This window comes from Acinetobacter legionensis (assembly GCF_048551735.1).
Lineage (GTDB): Bacteria > Pseudomonadota > Gammaproteobacteria > Pseudomonadales > Moraxellaceae > Acinetobacter.
This window is the reverse complement of sequence record NZ_JBIMBV010000007.1, coordinates 110,091-127,474: the sequence shown is the minus strand read 5'-3', so window position 1 is coordinate 127,474 and position 17,384 is coordinate 110,091. Positions and strand designations below refer to the sequence as shown.

The 17,384-nt window shown below is 36.2% G+C and carries 17 protein-coding genes; 11 read left to right on the top strand and 6 right to left on the bottom strand.

What is annotated here, in order from left to right; genetic code table 11:
- Window positions 1-99 precede the first annotated feature (99 nt).
- From ACG9ZL_RS08325 to ACG9ZL_RS08305, 5 genes are all read left to right on the top strand, one after another.
- Entirely contained in the window at window positions 100-768 is a 669-nt protein-coding gene (locus ACG9ZL_RS08325; RefSeq protein ID WP_419359719.1) for a 2'-5' RNA ligase family protein, read from the top strand.
- Window positions 756-1,268 (top strand): bifunctional adenosylcobinamide kinase/adenosylcobinamide-phosphate guanylyltransferase, encoded by a 513-nt coding sequence (gene cobU, locus ACG9ZL_RS08320; protein ID WP_419359718.1) that lies wholly within the window; start codon window positions 756-758, stop codon window positions 1,266-1,268. Before ACG9ZL_RS08325 ends, cobU begins: the two co-directional genes overlap by 13 nt.
- 80 nt (window positions 1,269-1,348) lie before the next feature.
- Entirely contained in the window at window positions 1,349-2,401 is a 1,053-nt protein-coding gene (cobT, locus tag ACG9ZL_RS08315; protein WP_419359717.1) for a nicotinate-nucleotide--dimethylbenzimidazole phosphoribosyltransferase, read from the top strand.
- 30 nt (window positions 2,402-2,431) lie between these two features.
- Complete coding sequence (locus ACG9ZL_RS08310) at window positions 2,432-3,043, top strand: histidine phosphatase family protein (RefSeq protein WP_004821760.1); 612 nt, start codon at window positions 2,432-2,434, stop codon at window positions 3,041-3,043.
- Window positions 3,040-3,780, top strand: coding sequence for an adenosylcobinamide-GDP ribazoletransferase (locus ACG9ZL_RS08305; RefSeq protein ID WP_419359716.1), 741 nt, complete (start codon window positions 3,040-3,042; stop codon window positions 3,778-3,780). Before ACG9ZL_RS08310 ends, ACG9ZL_RS08305 begins: the two co-directional genes overlap by 4 nt.
- Before the next feature lie 129 nt (window positions 3,781-3,909).
- On the opposite strand, the gene ACG9ZL_RS08300 is transcribed toward ACG9ZL_RS08305, so the two are convergent.
- The 6 genes from ACG9ZL_RS08300 to ACG9ZL_RS08275 form a co-directional block, all read right to left on the bottom strand.
- Window positions 3,910-5,997 (bottom strand): TonB-dependent receptor plug domain-containing protein, encoded by a 2,088-nt coding sequence (locus tag ACG9ZL_RS08300; RefSeq protein ID WP_419359715.1) that lies wholly within the window; start codon window positions 5,995-5,997, stop codon window positions 3,910-3,912.
- A gap of 589 nt (window positions 5,998-6,586) precedes the next feature.
- A complete protein-coding gene (locus tag ACG9ZL_RS08295) occupies window positions 6,587-7,123 on the bottom strand; it encodes a DUF2058 domain-containing protein (RefSeq protein WP_419327250.1) in 537 nt (178 codons plus the stop codon).
- 15 nt (window positions 7,124-7,138) lie between these two features.
- Window positions 7,139-7,813: a YoaK family protein gene (locus tag ACG9ZL_RS08290; protein ID WP_419359714.1), complete on the bottom strand. Its 675-nt coding sequence runs from the start codon at window positions 7,811-7,813 to the stop codon at window positions 7,139-7,141.
- Window positions 7,814-7,845: 32 nt separating this feature from the next.
- A complete protein-coding gene (sstT, locus tag ACG9ZL_RS08285) occupies window positions 7,846-9,042 on the bottom strand; it encodes a serine/threonine transporter SstT (RefSeq protein ID WP_419327249.1) in 1,197 nt (398 codons plus the stop codon).
- Between the two features lie 169 nt (window positions 9,043-9,211).
- Window positions 9,212-10,939, bottom strand: coding sequence for a SulP family inorganic anion transporter (locus ACG9ZL_RS08280; protein ID WP_419359713.1), 1,728 nt, complete (start codon window positions 10,937-10,939; stop codon window positions 9,212-9,214).
- A gap of 124 nt (window positions 10,940-11,063) precedes the next feature.
- Window positions 11,064-11,375 (bottom strand): ArsR/SmtB family transcription factor, encoded by a 312-nt coding sequence (locus ACG9ZL_RS08275; protein ID WP_336951009.1) that lies wholly within the window; start codon window positions 11,373-11,375, stop codon window positions 11,064-11,066.
- Window positions 11,376-11,608: 233 nt separating this feature from the next.
- On the opposite strand from ACG9ZL_RS08275, the gene ACG9ZL_RS08270 reads away from it, so the two are divergent.
- The 6 genes from ACG9ZL_RS08270 (at window position 11,609) to ACG9ZL_RS08245 (ending at window position 17,364) form a co-directional block, all read left to right on the top strand.
- Entirely contained in the window at window positions 11,609-11,866 is a 258-nt protein-coding gene (locus ACG9ZL_RS08270) for a hypothetical protein (protein ID WP_303576033.1), read from the top strand.
- Between the two features lie 6 nt (window positions 11,867-11,872).
- The gene (locus ACG9ZL_RS08265; protein WP_336951010.1) at window positions 11,873-12,616 is read left to right on the top strand and encodes an ATPase; all 744 of its coding nucleotides are present in this window, start codon (window positions 11,873-11,875) and stop codon (window positions 12,614-12,616) included.
- Between the two features lie 403 nt (window positions 12,617-13,019).
- Entirely contained in the window at window positions 13,020-13,436 is a 417-nt protein-coding gene (locus tag ACG9ZL_RS08260; RefSeq protein ID WP_419359712.1) for a YeeE/YedE family protein, read from the top strand.
- 2 nt (window positions 13,437-13,438) lie between these two features.
- A complete protein-coding gene (locus ACG9ZL_RS08255; protein ID WP_419359711.1) occupies window positions 13,439-13,849 on the top strand; it encodes a DUF6691 family protein in 411 nt (136 codons plus the stop codon).
- Between the two features lie 6 nt (window positions 13,850-13,855).
- Complete coding sequence (locus ACG9ZL_RS08250; protein WP_419359710.1) at window positions 13,856-14,722, top strand: MBL fold metallo-hydrolase; 867 nt, start codon at window positions 13,856-13,858, stop codon at window positions 14,720-14,722.
- Window positions 14,723-15,255: 533 nt separating this feature from the next.
- Window positions 15,256-17,364, top strand: a complete 2,109-nt coding sequence (locus tag ACG9ZL_RS08245; RefSeq protein ID WP_336951016.1) for a sensor domain-containing protein — start codon at window positions 15,256-15,258, stop codon at window positions 17,362-17,364.
- Window positions 17,365-17,384: the final 20 nt, after the last annotated feature.

Here is a 17,384-nt window from a genome sequence, read left to right as displayed (position 1 = left end):
TAAAATTCATTTTCAATTGAACAACACTCAGTCAATTCAAGATTTAAACATGATGATTACGTGCTTTAATAGAAGCATTAAAATTAATGTGAATTTGATGTGTTTTTAGGTTCTCAAAGTTTAACAACTCCAACTGAGACACATGATTATCCCGAGTGGCACAAAGGGAGAAAACACTACGCCTTATGGTATATCGAAATTCATCATCCTGAATTATTGGCTTATTTAAGCGATTTAGTAGAAAAATTCTCAAACTATTTATTGCACCCCAATACACGCCAATTTCATATCACATTGTATATTTGTGGTTTTCTAACGGAAGATAAAAAGCAATTTGATGATGATTTTATCCAAAGCAAATTTCAACAACAGCTTAAAATTTTGAGCCAAAACCAGTTAAATAGTTTTAAATTAACAACAGGAAAAATAAATAGTTTTAGCAGTGCTTTATTTATAGAAATTCAAGATCATGAAAATAGCCTAAGCAATATTCGACAATTATTATCCCGTTCAAGCCAAGAAATTGCAGCTTTAGATTATTGTCCGCATATCACCTTAGGTTTGTATTCAGCTGAATTTAAAGCGCAACAAATATTTAAGTCTATCGAAACGATTGATCAAAAAAGTTTTGAAATTAGCATTGATCAGCTTAATTTTGGTATATATCAAGCGCAAGTCTTACAGGGGCCTTTAGCTACGTTACATCAGCTTATACTCAATCCGAAAAAAACAGATGGATCTTGGGAGTCAAATTTATGTTGCAATTAATCCTAGGTGGCGCGCGTTCTGGCAAAAGTAAATTAGCTGAACAGATCGCAAAAGACTCAAATCTACAAGTTGTTTATATTGCTACCGCACAAGCATGGGATGATGAAATGCGACAACGTATTTCACACCATCAGACACAACGACCTGATGCATGGCGGCTGATTGAAGAACCACTTTACCTAGCAGATTGTTTAAAACACATAGATCAACAAGAACAAGTGATTTTGGTAGATTGTCTAACCCTATGGATGAGTAATTTATTGATGCATGAGAACTCAAATCTTCAGCGTATCGAATGTGAAAAATTGCTGAAAATTCTACCTACATTAAAGTCTCAAATTGTTTTAGTTAGCAATGAAACAGGACTAGGTGTTATACCAATGGGTGAAATAACTCGAAAATTTGTTGATGAATCAGGACGTTTACATCAACTATTAGGCCAAATAGCTGATAAAGTAGTGTTTTGTATCGCAGGTTTTCCGATGTTATTAAAAGGATAAATATTGTGATTTTTATCATATAAACTTGAGCATTTTAACGATTAACAATGAATTTTTAAAATACGAGATGGAGAGCAACAATGAATTGGTGGTTAGAAGCATGTAAAGTGCCAAACGCAGAAACAAAACAACAGGCTGAAGAACGTCAATTGCAATTGACCAAGCCAACAGGCTCACTGTCTGTTTTGGAAAATGTCGCCGTGCAGTTGGCTGCTTTGCAAAGTAACTCAAAACCCAATGTAGATAAACCTTGGATTGCGATTTTCGCAGGTGATCATGGGGTAATGGCTGAAAATATTTCTGCATATCCACAAGCGGTAACTCGCCAAATGCTGCAAAACTTTGCAACAGGTGGCGCGTGTATCAGTGTAATTGCTAAAGAATATGCTGCGACCTTACAAGTCATTGACTGTGGCACGGTAGGTGAAGCTTACCAATATCAAGGCGTTGAGCGTCATAGTATTGCTCAAGGGACTGCCAATTTTGCTCAACAAGTGGCAATGACTGAGCAACAATGTCAGCAAGCCATGGTGCTGGGTCGTGAGAGTGTAGAAAAAGCCATTGCACAGGGTGCTTCAATTTATATTGCTGGAGAAATGGGGATTGGAAATACCTGTTCAGCTTCAGCGATTGCATGTTTCTTATTAAATGAACCTGCTGAGCAACTGACAGGTGTAGGCACGGGGATTCGCGCTGATCAGTTGATTCATAAAAAAAATATCATTCAGCATTCACTTGAATTACATAAAAATTATGTTGAAAATGATGCATTTAAAGCTTTGTGTGCTGTAGGTGGCTTAGAAATTGCTGCAATGACAGGAGCTTATATTCGCTGTGCTCAACTCGGGATGCCTGTAATTGTTGATGGTTTTATTAGTTCTGTGGCGGCATTAGTCGCGGTACGACTCAATCCTGAAGTTCGACAATGGATGTTGTTCGGTCATCAGTCTGCTGAATATGGTCACCAACGCCTATTACAAGAATTGAATGCTGATCCATTATTAAAGCTTAATTTACGTTTAGGGGAAGGCAGTGGTGCGGGTGCTGCTTTAGGTGTGATTAAGCTGGCATGTAGTTTACATAACAACATGGCCACCTTTGCAGAAGCTGCGGTGGTTGGCGAGAAAGTTTAAATTTATTCATAATTCAAAAAGAGCATATGCATGAAACTGAGGATTGATCTATTACGTCACGGGGAAACTACGCTGAATCATACTTTGCGTGGTTCGACTGATGATGAATTGACAGAATTGGGCTGGCAACAAATGCATCAGACCATTTCCTATGATCAATCCTCTGTGCAAACACAATGGGATTTTATGTTTAGCTCGCCTTTAAAGCGCTGTTTCTCATTTGCACAGAGACTTTCTGAACAAGTTCAAATACCACTGATGCAAGATCATCGATTACAAGAAATTCATTTTGGTGATTGGGAAGGTATTTCAACACAGCAGATTTATGCAAAAACGCCTGAGTTATTGGAAAATTTTTGGCAATCTCCGACACGTTATACTCCACCAAATGCTGAAAGATATTTAGATTTTCAGTATCGAATTAAGCAAGCATTACAAGCGATCAAAGAGCAAATGCTGATTACACAAAGCCAAACAGCTTTGATTGTGACGCATGGTGGTGTGATTAAGCTTTTAAAATGTATGGCGCTACAACAATCTCTTGATGATATTTTAAAAATGTCTGCTGAGCTTGGGCAATTAAATCGCTTTATGTTGGACAGCGAAACCATGCAGTTAGAGTTATTGGAGAGCAATAAATGACCCCATTTTTTATTGCATTGCAATTTTTAACGATTTTCCCTGTTTATTTAAAAAATATGCCTTCGCCAAAACAAAATGGTCAGTCACTGCTATTTTATCCAGTGATTGGGCTTTTGATTGGTTTGGTTCTGTTTGCCGTTGCCAGTTTTCTACATGTTTTGCCTGTAGTTTTACTCAGTACCATTATTCTGGTCATCTGGATTTTGCTCACAGGTGGCTTACATTTAGATGGTTTAGCGGATACTGGGGATGCTTGGGTCGGTGGCTTTGGTGATAAAGAAAATACCTTAAGAATTATGAAAGACCCAGCATGTGGACCGTTTGGTGTGCTGAGTTTAATTGTTATCTGTTTGATTAAATGGTCTGCACTGTATGTGTTATTACAGGAACAACACTATACTGCTTTGATTCTATTTCCTATTTTAGGGCGTTTAACACCATTATTTTTATTTCTGACCACTGAATATGTCCGTGAAAAGGGCTTAGGCTGGTCCATTGCTCAATATATTCCTAAAACTTGGGCAATGATTATTTTTGGTATCAGTTTATTGGGTGCGGGTTATTTTGTTTGGGTTGGTTTAGTGACGGCGACAATTTTTATCCTCACCTTAATTTATCTACGCTATAAGTTTATTCAACGAATCGATGGGATTACGGGTGACACCATTGGTGCCAGTATAGAAATCGCAGAAACCGTCTGTTTACTCTGTTTTATCATTTGTGGTTTTTATATTTAATCAGATTAAAAAAACCGAAGTTTTTAAAACTTCGGTTTTTAAATTGATCACTTATTTATGTTTATCTACTCATTATTTATCAATAAATAATTGATAAAATTTTGATTTATCTACCTGTACTAATCAAAATTAGAATTTTTTCTCTACACTGAACAAGAAGCTTGGAATAGCATCATTGACCCGAGCTTCATATAAAGCACCATCACTTTGATTATTTAAGCGTTCTTTGTAATCTGTACTCAAAATATTACGAGCACTCAGTGTGGTTGCCCAGCCTTTAGGGAAGCGTTTTGTCGCACTAATATCCACATTTACACGTTGATTGGTTGTACGATCATAGGGAAGATTGTCTAAAGCGCGGGTAAATTCAGGCGTGTAGCTTAGATTAATACTGCTTGCCAATTGCCAAGGCTGGTAATTGTATGAAACGCCTGTACTTGCTGTATAAGGGGCAACATCACTGGCTAAACGGGTATTATGGTCGGTATCTTCGATTTTGGCGCGTACCGTCGATAATTGTCCATTCAACATAAATGAATGACCATTTTCGGTTTGTTTTAAAGCATAGCGACCTGAAATTTCTACGCCATAGGTTGTTGCTTGGTCTTGGTTATACGGACGTTCAACAAAGCGTGTGCCTTCTTGACGAATCACTTTTTCGATATAATCATCAATATCTCGATGAAAAGCCGTAATATTTACGCCACCTGCAGTAGTGTTGTAACCCAAGGTTGTTTCCAGTGCGGTAATTTTTTCAGGTCGAAGATTGGGATTACCACCACGGTCTGGGTTATTGATAGAGCCTGCATCAGCATCTGTTGAAATGGAAACAGTCGGCATGAGATTGTTACTATTTGGACTTTTAAAGGCGCGACTAACATTGGTTTGCAAAGACCATTGATCGTTAAAGTCTAAACGGTGTGCAAGCACAGGGCTGAGGTTTTGATCACTGTATTCAACCAAGCCTGAACGTTCTAACCATTCCTGACGTGCACCCACGGTAAGCGTTTGACGTTTTGAAAACTTCCAACTGCCTTCCAAATAAAGTGCGTAACGTTGCTCATCTAATGTATCAGCAATATTGCTTGCTAGCGCATTGGCACGCGCATCAAGTCCAAATTTTACTTGTTTGCTTTCGTCAAACTTGCGTACCCCATCATACGCTAAGCCATATTCATTCACAGTTTCATCAATATAAGAACTGTATTGATTGGAACGAGTGGATTCAGTTTCATTTTGCTTTTCAATAGACAAGCGGACTTTGTCTGAGTCACCTTTATCTTTACGCTCATAACGGGTATTTAAACGAATACTGTCATTTTTATCATTTTGAACTTGATTACTACTAGAGCCATCACTTTCATTCTTACGATAAAAAATTTCTGAAACCAGTTTTTGTTGATCATCAATTTGATATTCAACACGTGGTGCAAACATGGTATTTGTACGATTGGTAGTGTGTATTTGTTGGCGTGTACCATTTATATTTTCAATTTCTGTGCTTGATTTGCTGTCATTCCACATTTGATTGGCTGAAACACTGTAAATCCATGCACCATCACGCCCATCTGCTTGTACACTGATATTTTTACGCTGTTCTTCTTTTTGATCCGATTGGGTGATGCCATATCCTAATTTAACATTGCCACTGATTCGAGCATTGTCTAAGGGTTCTTTTAAAATGATATTGATCACTGCGGATGAGGCAACTGAGGCTTGAGCTACACTAGGTTGTTTGGTGATTTCAATTTGTTCAATCATTTCAGGCGTAATCGAGTCAACAATAGATATACCACCGCGTGGTCCACCTTGCACAGCTTCCCCATTAATCAAAAATACTGGTGCGCCACCACCACGAAAACGCATGCTGCCTGAACCGCTTGATCCACGCGGTCCTTGTCCAAATGTTGGCATTTGAAAACCTGCTGCACGTCTTAAAGCATCATTGACCGATTGATCGCCAAATTGTAGCATTTCTTCACGTGTCACAATGGTTTTAGCTACCGCACTGATATCAGGATCTTTAGCAGGTGTTTGTTCCGCTGCAAAAACTAAGGTTTTTAATTGTTGAGGTGATTCAGTTTCTTGATGTTGAGTCGTTTCAGTAGTTTTATTTGTAGATGTCGTTTCATCATTTGCAAGGCTTGCAGAGGTGATAGCGCATATTGTAAGGCTTAAAGTACTCAATGTACCCCAGTAAAGTTTTCTACGGTGCATGTTGCATCGTTCCATTTATGTAATTTCGCGTAAGATTAGCGCACAATTATGTAGAAATTTTGAGGAAAAGTGCATGGATAAAAAATAAATTTAATACTTAAACTGTTTTATTTATAGCCAACCTGTCAAAAAACTCAAATACAAGAATATACTTTCTCTTAGAAATAGTTTTAGTTAAATCAATTGCTTGGATATAAAAGCATTGCAATGCCACATCTTACATTCAAAGTTTAAATACCGTTGCGTAGGCGATGCCTCACTTTTCGTGGGGATTGCCAAACCTTGCGCTGCAAACAAAGCAGTACTTTGTTTTTGCTCATGTTGGGCGAGGGATACGTCCTTTACCCCCGCCCAACGGCGATATCCATGACGCCCCACGTTAGGACAAGCATCTATGATTTAAAAGTATAAAAAACGAATTGATTACCAATCGTTTCTAAAAGTTCACATAAAAACCTCAGCTTCATTTTTGATTAATGACTTGATGAAAATTAATTGTATGAATAATTAAATGGTTTGACTATAAATCAAAAAAAGCCTAATGATTGAAGCATTAGGCTGATGAAATTTCTAAAAATATAACAGGGGATTACCACATCAAATCATCTGGAATAACATAAGCAGCATAAGGATCTTCCTCATCTGTCACTTGTTCATTCTTCTCAGAATTGTTGACAATAATAAAACCAGTCATTTTTTCATTGATACGTTCACCCAAAGCTTTGGGTAAAATTGCATACGCATCATTATTATCATGTGCGATCACCAAACTGCCTGAAACTAAAGCATTATAAATTTGCTGATTAATATAGATTTTTTTAATTGAACCATCAATAAATTGATAGACTGCATCGCCATCTGTATCTTTGATTTTATGTTGAGCTATCATTTGGATAATTGAAGCTTTTAAGGCTTTTTCATCTAAAACGCGTTGTTTCTCTTGATTCAACGCTTGATCTTTACTGATTTTTTCTTGCTTGTCTTGTTCAATTTTAGCTTTAAGCTCAGCTTCATTGCTCTGACCTGTACGTTGCTCATGCTGTGCCTGCTTTGATAATTTCTTTGCTTTTTTATTATCTACTAAGCCAGCTTTGAGTAACTGTGCTTGTAACGCGTTTTTGACCATAACAATAACCAACCATTAAATGTGTTTCGAACCATGCCGAAAATAAATAAACCAATACGTTAAGCTGAGTATTAAACTTAATCCAGCAGGGATAAGGAATGAATTTAATTGTAAATAAGGATGTACGATACTGGCAATCAGTCCACCCAGAATAAATCCGAAAAGAATCAGTAGATGTAGTGTCACACGGCGTTTTTCAATGCCAAGACCTCTAAAAAAATAACCTAAAGCCAAACCAAGATCCGTTAAAACCCCTGAAAGGTGTGTAGTGCGGATGATCGTACCTTTATAGTGACTGACCATAGCATTTTGCATTCCCATTGCTGTACTCGCCCAAAGCAAAGCATATTTTGGATAAAAAGGAATAAATAACCAGCAAAGGAGAATAAACACACCCACAAGACTAAGTGGAATACCATATCTCCGTTCGAGTTTAAAATTGCTATTTCCTAAAATAAAGCCACTATAACTTGAACCAATGACGTAACTGACAATCACCATAAATAAGTAAAGCACACATTCATATTGTTGATGAATAAGTGCTTGCGCAAATAAACTGGCATTGCCCGTCATATGAGAAATAGATTGATGTAGAACGGTAATTAAACCAAGTACGTTAATTATGCCTGCATTGACCGCAAGCATAAACGCACCTAGTTGAATCCAAACGGGCAAATACTGTAGAGGCATAATTCCTTCTTTTTGTTCATATACGCTGTATATTACTTTTTAGAAAGATCGACTGCTGCTGTAAATAATACATCAGTCGAGGAGTTCAATGCTGTTTCTGTTGAGTCTTGAAGCACACTAATCACCATACCAATTGCAATCACTTGCATTGAAATTTCTGAAGGAATACCAAATAAACCACAAGCGACAGGAATTAACAACAAAGAACCACCAGCAACACCGGAAGCACCACAAGCTGTTACCACAGAGACTACAGATAAGATCACCATAGTGACGATATCAACCTGAATACCAAGCGTATGCACCGCAGCTAGAGTAAGTACAGTAATTGTTACAGCAGCGCCAGCCATGTTAATGGTTGCACCTAGAGGGATTGCAACGTTTGCAGTGGTATCATTTACCCCTAATCGTTTTGCTAAATCAAGGTTTACAGGAATATTGGCAGCAGAACTACGAGTAAAGAATGCGGTGATTCCACTTTCTCTTAAGCATTTTAAAACCAATGGGTATGGGTTTTTACGCATCACAAAACCAACAATTAATGGATTGATGATCAGTGCAACAAAAAGCATGGTACCAATAAGAACAGCAATTAAGTGCGCGTAGTTTTTTAAGGTTTCTAAACCTGCTTGCGCAAATGTCGCAACAACTAAACCAAAGATCCCCACTGGAGCAAAAGCAATCACGACACGAATGATAGCGTTAATTGCATCTGCAACATCTGTAATCACTTGTTGAGTCGTTTCCGAACCGTGACGCAGTGCTGCACCTAAGCCTACCGCCCAAGCTAAAATCCCAATGAAATTGGCTTCATGTAAAGCTGTTATTGGATTGGTAATAAAACTGAGGAGTAAATTTTTTAATACTTCTGCTACGCTACCTGGTGGTTGTAAAGTAACTTCACTTGCGTGGGCAAAAATTAAAGTACTTGGAAATATTGTGCTTATCGTAATTGCACTAATAGCAGCCAGTAACATTCCAATTGCATATAATCCAAGGATTGGTTTTAAGTTGCTTGCGCCTTCGCCAACTTTAAAGTTAGCGATAGACGAGAGAACCAAGACAAATACAAGAATTGGGGCAATGGATTTTAATGCTTTAATAAAAAGCTCGCCTAAAATAATGAAATATTGGGCTGAATTGGGGAATAGATACGCAACTATAAAACCAAGAATAATGGCAATAAGAATACGAGTAACTAAACTTAAACGTGCTAGGGCAGCAAACATGTTGAACCTTTATGCCTAAACTGGTCTAAAATCGATGAACAAGCCGCGTATTCTATACCTAAAAGCGAAAACTTAAATAATACAATTTCGCCATAAAAATTAAGATATTAAAAAATATATAGCTTTTTCAGCAATCATAATAAAAAATGTTGATAATTTAAACGATTATTTAACTAAAAGTTTGAGCATCCAATTTATGCATGGCTTGGTAATGCGTTAAATAAATATTTCCACTGAGCTGTTTAATTAAATTGGACTGTTTTAAACGATCCATGACTGGGCCTTTGACTTCTGTGAGATGCATTTGGATTTTTAATTTATTTAAATCACTGTTGATTTCTTCCAAAGTTTCTAAAGCACTTGCATCAATATTACTAATACTTGAGCAATTGATCACTACATAATGTAGTTCTGGATGTTTACTGACTTCTAAAATGATAAATTCTTTTAAGGTATTGGCATTTAAAAAACTTAGATTTTCATCTATACGAATAGACACAATATTGGTACTTGTTAAAACATCATGTCTTGAAATATTACGGAAATGTTGCGTGCCTTCAACTAAGCCAATGACGGCAATATGCGGACGGCTAATACGCCATAACAGCAATAAAAATGTAGAAATAATACCAATAATCAAACCTGTTGATATATCGATACACAATACCCCAAAGAATGTGACCCACATGGCAATTCCATCCGCTTTGGAATAATGCCATGTTTCGACAAAAGGTTTAAAATCAACTAACTTCCAAATTGATACTATAATGGTGACAGCAAGAATAGCCAAAGGAAGCTCTTTAAATAACCCAGTAAAATACAAGCTCACAATTACGATAAAAATTGATGATATAACGCCAGCCATAGGCGTTTTTGCGCCTGCATCAGCATTGACCACTGTACGTGATAAACTGCCAGTCACAGGAAATGCTGATGTGACACCTGCACTAAAGTTGGCTAAACCCAGTGCAATCAGCTCTTGATTACTATTAAGCTCACTACGTTGCTGAAATGCTGTGGTCTGTGCAATAGAAATAGATTCGACAAAACTCACCATGGTAATCATGGCTGCACCAGGTAAAAGCTGGATCACCAAATCCCAGCGCCAGTAAGGCATGGCAATTGGTGGAAATCCCGAAGGAATCTCACCCACAGTTTTGATACCAAATTGGTCTATATGCAGGAAATGTATAAACGCAATCGAAATAAACACCAGAACCAAGGGCAGTGCTTTAACCCAGAATTGAAGATAATTTGAAAATGATTTGCATAACTTTGATTTAAAGAAAACAGGCATGTAAAGCAAAAAGAGTATGGAACAAACCCCAAAAATCAAAGTTTCAATACTAGTAAAGTTAATGTATTGCCAAATACTTTGGATAAACTCAATAACATTGCCTGATTTTAAAGGTATATCAAGTATAAACTTAACTTGACTAAGTGCGATCAGCACTGCGGAGGCGATGATAAAACTTTTAATGACAGGATGACTGATTAAACGAATTAAAAATCCGAATCTGAAAATGCCAAGTAAAGTTGAAAGTATACCGACAAGAAGTGCCAATAAACATGCAGCTTGAATATAGACTGGTGAGCCTACCTCATATAAGGGTTCAAGTGTTGCAAAGGTCATCATAGAAATCAGTGCTACAGGACCAATAGACAATGTTGGGCTACCGCCAACAATGGCATAGATGATCATGGGTAAAATACTGGCGTATAAGCCTGTCACAGGTGGTAAGCCTGCGACCATAGCATAAGCCATGCCTTGTGGTACAAGCATTGCAATGATGATTAAAGCAGCAAGAAGATCGGCTCTAAATTTAGGAACATTATAGTCTTGGAGCCATTGCCAGACAGGAAGTATTTTACTGAGTTGAACTTTAGGATCAGCCATTTGAATTTCATTAGCATATTTTCATATATATTATGCATAAAAAATGCTAAGAAAAATAGTGACAACTAATTTTTGTATATAAAGTATTGTTTTATTTTAAATTTATCTAATGTTAAAAGAAAAGCTAAATTTGTGGACAATATAAATCATATAATGTTGACAATACCACCGTCATTTTCTGATCTTTAATAGAATAATAAATTTGCTTTCCATCACGGCGCGTCGAAACAACATCACTTTTACGCAACATCATCAATTGTTGAGAAAGGGTGGGTTGGTTGATCTGAGTTTTTTCTTCTATTTGTGAAACATTTAACTCTTCTTGAGCAAGATGGCATAAAATTAATAAGCGATCTGTATTGGCTAAAGATTTTAAAATAGTTACCACTGAAGAAGCTGATTCACGCATTACATCAATTTCAAGATCACTAGACATAGGCAGGTTCTATCCGTTATTTAGCACATTATAACTGTGTCGGAAGTTGTCGTATGGCTTTTAGCATATGTTTTTTGATGAATTTCTAAATCAATTTTGTGAATATATCTTCACATTGTATTTTAATCTTCTACGGAAATAGATTTTCTGTGTTCAATGATGAATAAATAGACAAAAATAAGTGATATGTTAAGATGTAACTACAGCTAAAGTTTATGCTGAGGATATATGACATGACGACATTTACAGCAATGAAGACGACATTACGCGAGGAGGCAACGATTCCAGTGCTTGCTATCGATGCGTTTAGTGCGGCATTTAATCATGCAAGTCAGTCAAACGCTACAATCACTTATGTAAAAGATCAACAGCTGGTCCAACAAAGCAATGGTGAAGTCAAAGTTGTTGAAGATTTATCTTCTGCCTATGTGGTTCCCAAGCTTAAACACAGTGTGTTAAAACGTAAAAAGAAACAAGAGGTGATGGCATAACTTTATATGCGACAGCCGAGAATAAGAATGTTTGCTGGTCCAAACGGATCAGGTAAAAGCACAATTAAAGACTATTTAGCGCCCCATCAGATTGGGGCATATTTAAATGCAGATGAGCTTGAAAAACAATTATCTGCGACTCAAAGTTTGTGCTTAGATGATTATCATCATGATTTATCTAGCGCAGCGTTACTGAAATTTTTAAAACAAAAAAAACGTAAAAAAAATGACCAAGTCGTGCCGCTATTAACCTCAAAACCACAAATTGTGGATGGACTCATTATATTTAACCGAGATGAAATCGACTCCTATCTTTGCGCACGCATTATCGATTTTATTCGGATGGAATTTTTAAGGTTAAAAATGAGTTTCACTTTTGAAACTGTGATGTCGCATATCAGCAAAGTTGAGTTTCTACGTGAAGCCCAGAAACAAGGCTTTAAAACATATCTGTACTATGTGGCAACCGTTGACCCAAAAATTAATATTGGACGTGTGCAATATAGGGTTGCTACAGGTGGTCATGCTGTACCAGTGCAGAAAATCTGTGAGCGCTATTACCGTAGTTTAGATTTATTGATGTTGGCAATTGAAGCCTCAGATCGTGCATATATTTTTGATAATTCAAGTCACGGTGAAAAAGCAGCTTTTATTGCAGAGATAGAAAAGGGTGAAGTGCTAAAACTAAATCCTGTTGTAGAGTATTTCCCTAAATGGTTTGTAGACAAAGTATTGAGTGAGTTTAATTAATCTGATGATTATATCTCTTTCATAACCTAAAAATAATCCTGCTGAGTGAAGTATATTGGTATTGAAAGTTCTTTCTTAGTTTTTGAGAAGGCAAGGATAAGAGGGATTTTATTTTGATGCATTGCTTAAAAAGGTCTTATAAAAGAAGTCTATTGGGAAAGTATTAAAAATTAAAATAAATCATAAAATATTGATTTTTAAAAATAAAAGTAAATAAAATTATTCATATTTTTAAATCAAAACTAAAAAAATGCTGTGCAACTCTTTGGTAGAGCATATAGGGATTGTATTTGCAGTTATGCCTTTTATTTGCATATTTCTACATATATTTATCTGAATGATGAAGTTGATTAATTTAAATAATTATATATTATAAAAACATATATTGTATGGGTTTAAAGCAATGCATGATTTTATATTGGCCTTTTGGGGAGGTCTTCTGCTCGGATTTGCTGTGGTTGGCTACCTATTTGTAAATGGTCGTGTAGCAGGGGTAAGTGGTCTAATTGCACAAGTCCTCAATACACACACGATTTTTAAAACCCCTGCTTTGTGGTTTTTGTTGGGATTATTTATCACACCATTTATCTATGGACAGATTTTTAATCCTGAAATTGTGATCCTAACGACAAGCCCAATTTTACTTGTCATCGCAGGTCTATTGGTTGGCTTTGGCACAAGATTAGGCTCAGGCTGCACCAGTGGTCATGGAATTTGTGGGATAAGTCGTTTGTCTAAACGCTCAATTGTCGCAACCTGTATCTTTATGCTGGCTGGATTTATCACAGTGTATGTGATGCGCCATGTGATTGGAGCTTAATCATGAAAAATATCTTTGCATTTATCTTTGGCGGGCTATTTTCTGTAGGTTTAATGCTTTCGGGTATGTCGAATCCAGCCAAAGTCATCGGTTTCTTAGATATATTCGGGCAGTGGGATCCAAGTCTGGCTTTTGTGATGATCGGCGCAATTGTAGTCGCATTTATTCCTTTTCAAAAAGCGATACGAAAACCAGTGACTGTGTTTAATGAAGTGATCGAATTACCAAAAAATACCCAACTCGATACAAAGTTAGTTGCAGGCGCTTTCATTTTTGGTATAGGTTGGGGAATTGCTGGAATTTGTCCAGCACCAGCATTTACATTGATTGGTTTAGGTCATTATCAAGCCCTATATTTTATTGCTGCCATGCTGTTTGGCGTGTTGATTCATCGCAAAGTGACAGGAGCATAATTTTTTATGAATCCATTTGTACAAGATTTTTTTGATGAAGCCAGTAATACCTTTAGTTATGTGGTGGTTGATCCTGCAACTCAATACTGTGCCATTATTGACAGTGTATTGGATTATGATGCGGCATCTGCAACAACATCGACAACACATGCAGACCATATTATTGAGTATATTCAAAAACATCATCTTATAGTGCAGTGGATTCTTGAAACACATGTACATGCAGATCATTTAACAGCTTCGCAATACTTAAAAGCACAGTTAGGTGGTCAAATCGCCATGAGTGAAAAAATTGTGACTGTTCAAGATATTTTTAGTCAAATTTATCATCTTGATTATGAGGCTTTAAAAGCACAGCATTCCTTTGATTATTTATTTAAAGATCATGAGATTTTTAAGATTGGCAAGTTAGAGGCATATAATCTCCCTACGCCTGGTCATACCCCAGCTTGTTTGACCTATGTGATTGGTGATGCAGCCTTTGTTGGTGATACTTTGTTTATGCCTGATTATGGCACAGCGCGTTGTGATTTTCCAAAGGGCAGTGCTGCACAACTTTATGATTCTGTAATGAAAATTTTTAACTTACCCGAGTATACTCGGTTGTATTTATGCCATGATTACCTGTCAGAATCACGCCAAGATTTTCATTGTCAAACAAACATAAAGACCCAACGTGAAGAAAACATCCATATCCATACAGGAGTCACTAAACAAGCATTTATTGCTATGCGGGAACAACGTGATGCTACATTGTCTATGCCGAAACTAATCCTTCCAGCTATTCAAATTAATATGAATGCAGGTCAATTTCCTGAGCCTGAAAAGAATGGTGTTCGTTATTTAAAATTACCTTTAAATTATTTTAGGTAAATTGCTTAAATTAAAATGTATTTATTAAATGATAATGATTTGAATTTTTATTCAATAATTTTTAGATTTAATAATCATGATTGTTTATTTAATTTTTTAAAATAATCTTCTTTAATATGCTTGAAAATTGCGCAATGATTGATTTGATTATGCATATTGTTAAGATTATTAGGAATAAGGGCAGAACTCAATGATGGAATTAAGTTTCTCTAGAAAAATCAAAAGAGAGAGCGGGATTACTGTTATTACAAAAGATAAAATTTATTTATCAATTTGATATTTAAGGATAATTTAAATAAATAAGGATTTGTCATAAATTTGAAACATACTTAAAAACTTAAAAGAATAGATTTTATAAGCTTTATTGTATACAATTTAAACTTATTACTTAAAGTGTGATTTGTGTCACATGACTATTTGAAAAAAATAATGACTCGACGCTTAAGTGATATATGAATCTGTGGTTATTTTAAATACATATAAGTTTGAACGATGGTTTATCTTAATTTTGCGTTGATAGATAGGATTAATTTATGGCAGGCATTTATTTACCTTTGCATTCGAGTTTGAATCAGGTGGATTCGTTTCCAAAGTCTATAAGTCCTCGATCTGCGCAAATTTTGAATGAAGTCAAAAAAGCTTTGGATTTGATACCCCACCTTATCTGGGTGACAAAGTTAGGGATTGGATATTGTAATACACCATTAAAAGAATTTATTGGTGTAGATACTCATCATATTTGTGATTCAGATTGGATTAAATGCTTACATCCAGATGATGCAGAGCATATCTACAATATTTGGATATCAGCGCAAAAAACTGGACAACGTTTTGAAAAAGAATGCCGTATCCGCCATGTGAATGGCGAATATCAATGGTTTTCGTTGATTGCACAAAGTACAGTTTATAAACAACAATTTTTTGATTGGACTATAACCTGTACCAATATTCATGATCGTGTAATGCTATTACGTGAAACCAATGAGTCATTAAAAGCCAATACCGATATGCTTGATGTAAGTGTCGACTGTATTAAAATTATCACACCAGATGGTTATGTTTCACAGATGAATAAATCTGGTTGTATTGCCTTACTAGGGCAAGAAAAAGTAAAAAATTTTGGTATGGAATGGCTTGCACTATTACCACCCGAAGTGCGTGAACAAGGCAAAAAAGCCATTAAAGAAGCTGTAAAAGGCAAGAATTCTAGATTTGCTGGTAAAAGTGTGTTTGGCAACTTAACCATGTATTGGGACAATATTTTAACCCCTGTTATCAATGAAAATGGTCAAACTACTAGCATTTTATGTGTTTCACGGGATATAACGAAACAACGTATTGCTGAAGAAAAATTAAGAGTTATTTGTGAATTTGATGAAATGACGAGTCTGATGAATCGTCGTGCATTTAAAAGAAAGTTAAAATCCTCTATTACTAAAGCCCGAGAGAATCGAAGTAAAATTGGATTATTACTAATTGATTTAGACCATTTTAAGTATATCAACGATACTTTAGGGCATTCTGCTGGTGATCATTTACTTAAAGTCTTGTCGAAGCGTCTCGCACATTGTTTAGATGACAATGCATATATCTCAAGACTAGATGGTGATGAATTTGCAGTAGTGATTGACCACGTGGAAAGTCATGAGCAGATTGAGGCTGTTTCCCAAAAATTATTGAAACAATTGGACGCACCTATTACTTATAGTGGTAAATTGCTCAATGGCGGAATGAGTATTGGCGGTTCAATTTTTCCGCAGGATGCCAAAGATGGTTCAGGTTTATTGAAATGTGCAGATGCTGCTTTAAATGATCTTAAAGAACAAGGTCGTGGTGGTATTCGTATGTTTGGTGTAGACATGTTTGAAATTGCTCAAGGCAAGGCGAAACAATTAATCACAGCACGTCAAATTATCCGTAATAATCAAGTTGAACCATTTTATCAACCTAAAGTGAAACTTGATGATTGCTCAATTATTGGTTTCGAAGCACTATTGAGATGGCGCGATCCAAAGGGAAATGTTTATTTACCAGCGACAGTTGCTGAAGCATTTAATGATTTTGAATTAGCAACCAAAATCAGTGAAACAATGCATGATAAAATATTTACAGATATTTCCCATTGGATCAAACAAGGCTTTAAAGTGTTGCCTGTTTCAATCAATGCTTCGCCTGTAGAGTTTATGCGGGATAATTATGCCGAGATTTTATTGAAGCGCTTAACCCAGTATGCAATTCCACACCATCTTGTTGAAATTGAAATTACTGAACATGTTTTGGCAGACCGTGGCTATGAATATGTCATCAGAGCGTTGAAAAAACTTAAACAAGAAGGCGTTCGAATTGCCTTAGATGATTTTGGAACAGGGCATTCATCGATGACACATATCCGAGATTACCCTGTAGATAGTTTAAAAATTGACTATAATTTTGTGAGTCGTATGCATGAAGAAAAGTCGATTAAAGCAATTGTGGAAGGTATTGCAAAATTAGGTCCAATCCTTTCTTTAGATATTATTGCAGAAGGGATTGAAACAATTCAGCAGCTTGAAAATTTAAGAGCCATGGGCTGTAAATTTGGCCAAGGTTTCTTATTTAGCCAAGCGATTTGTGCTAAACAAGTACAAGAAATGTTGAAGTGATGGGCTTTGGATTATCACCA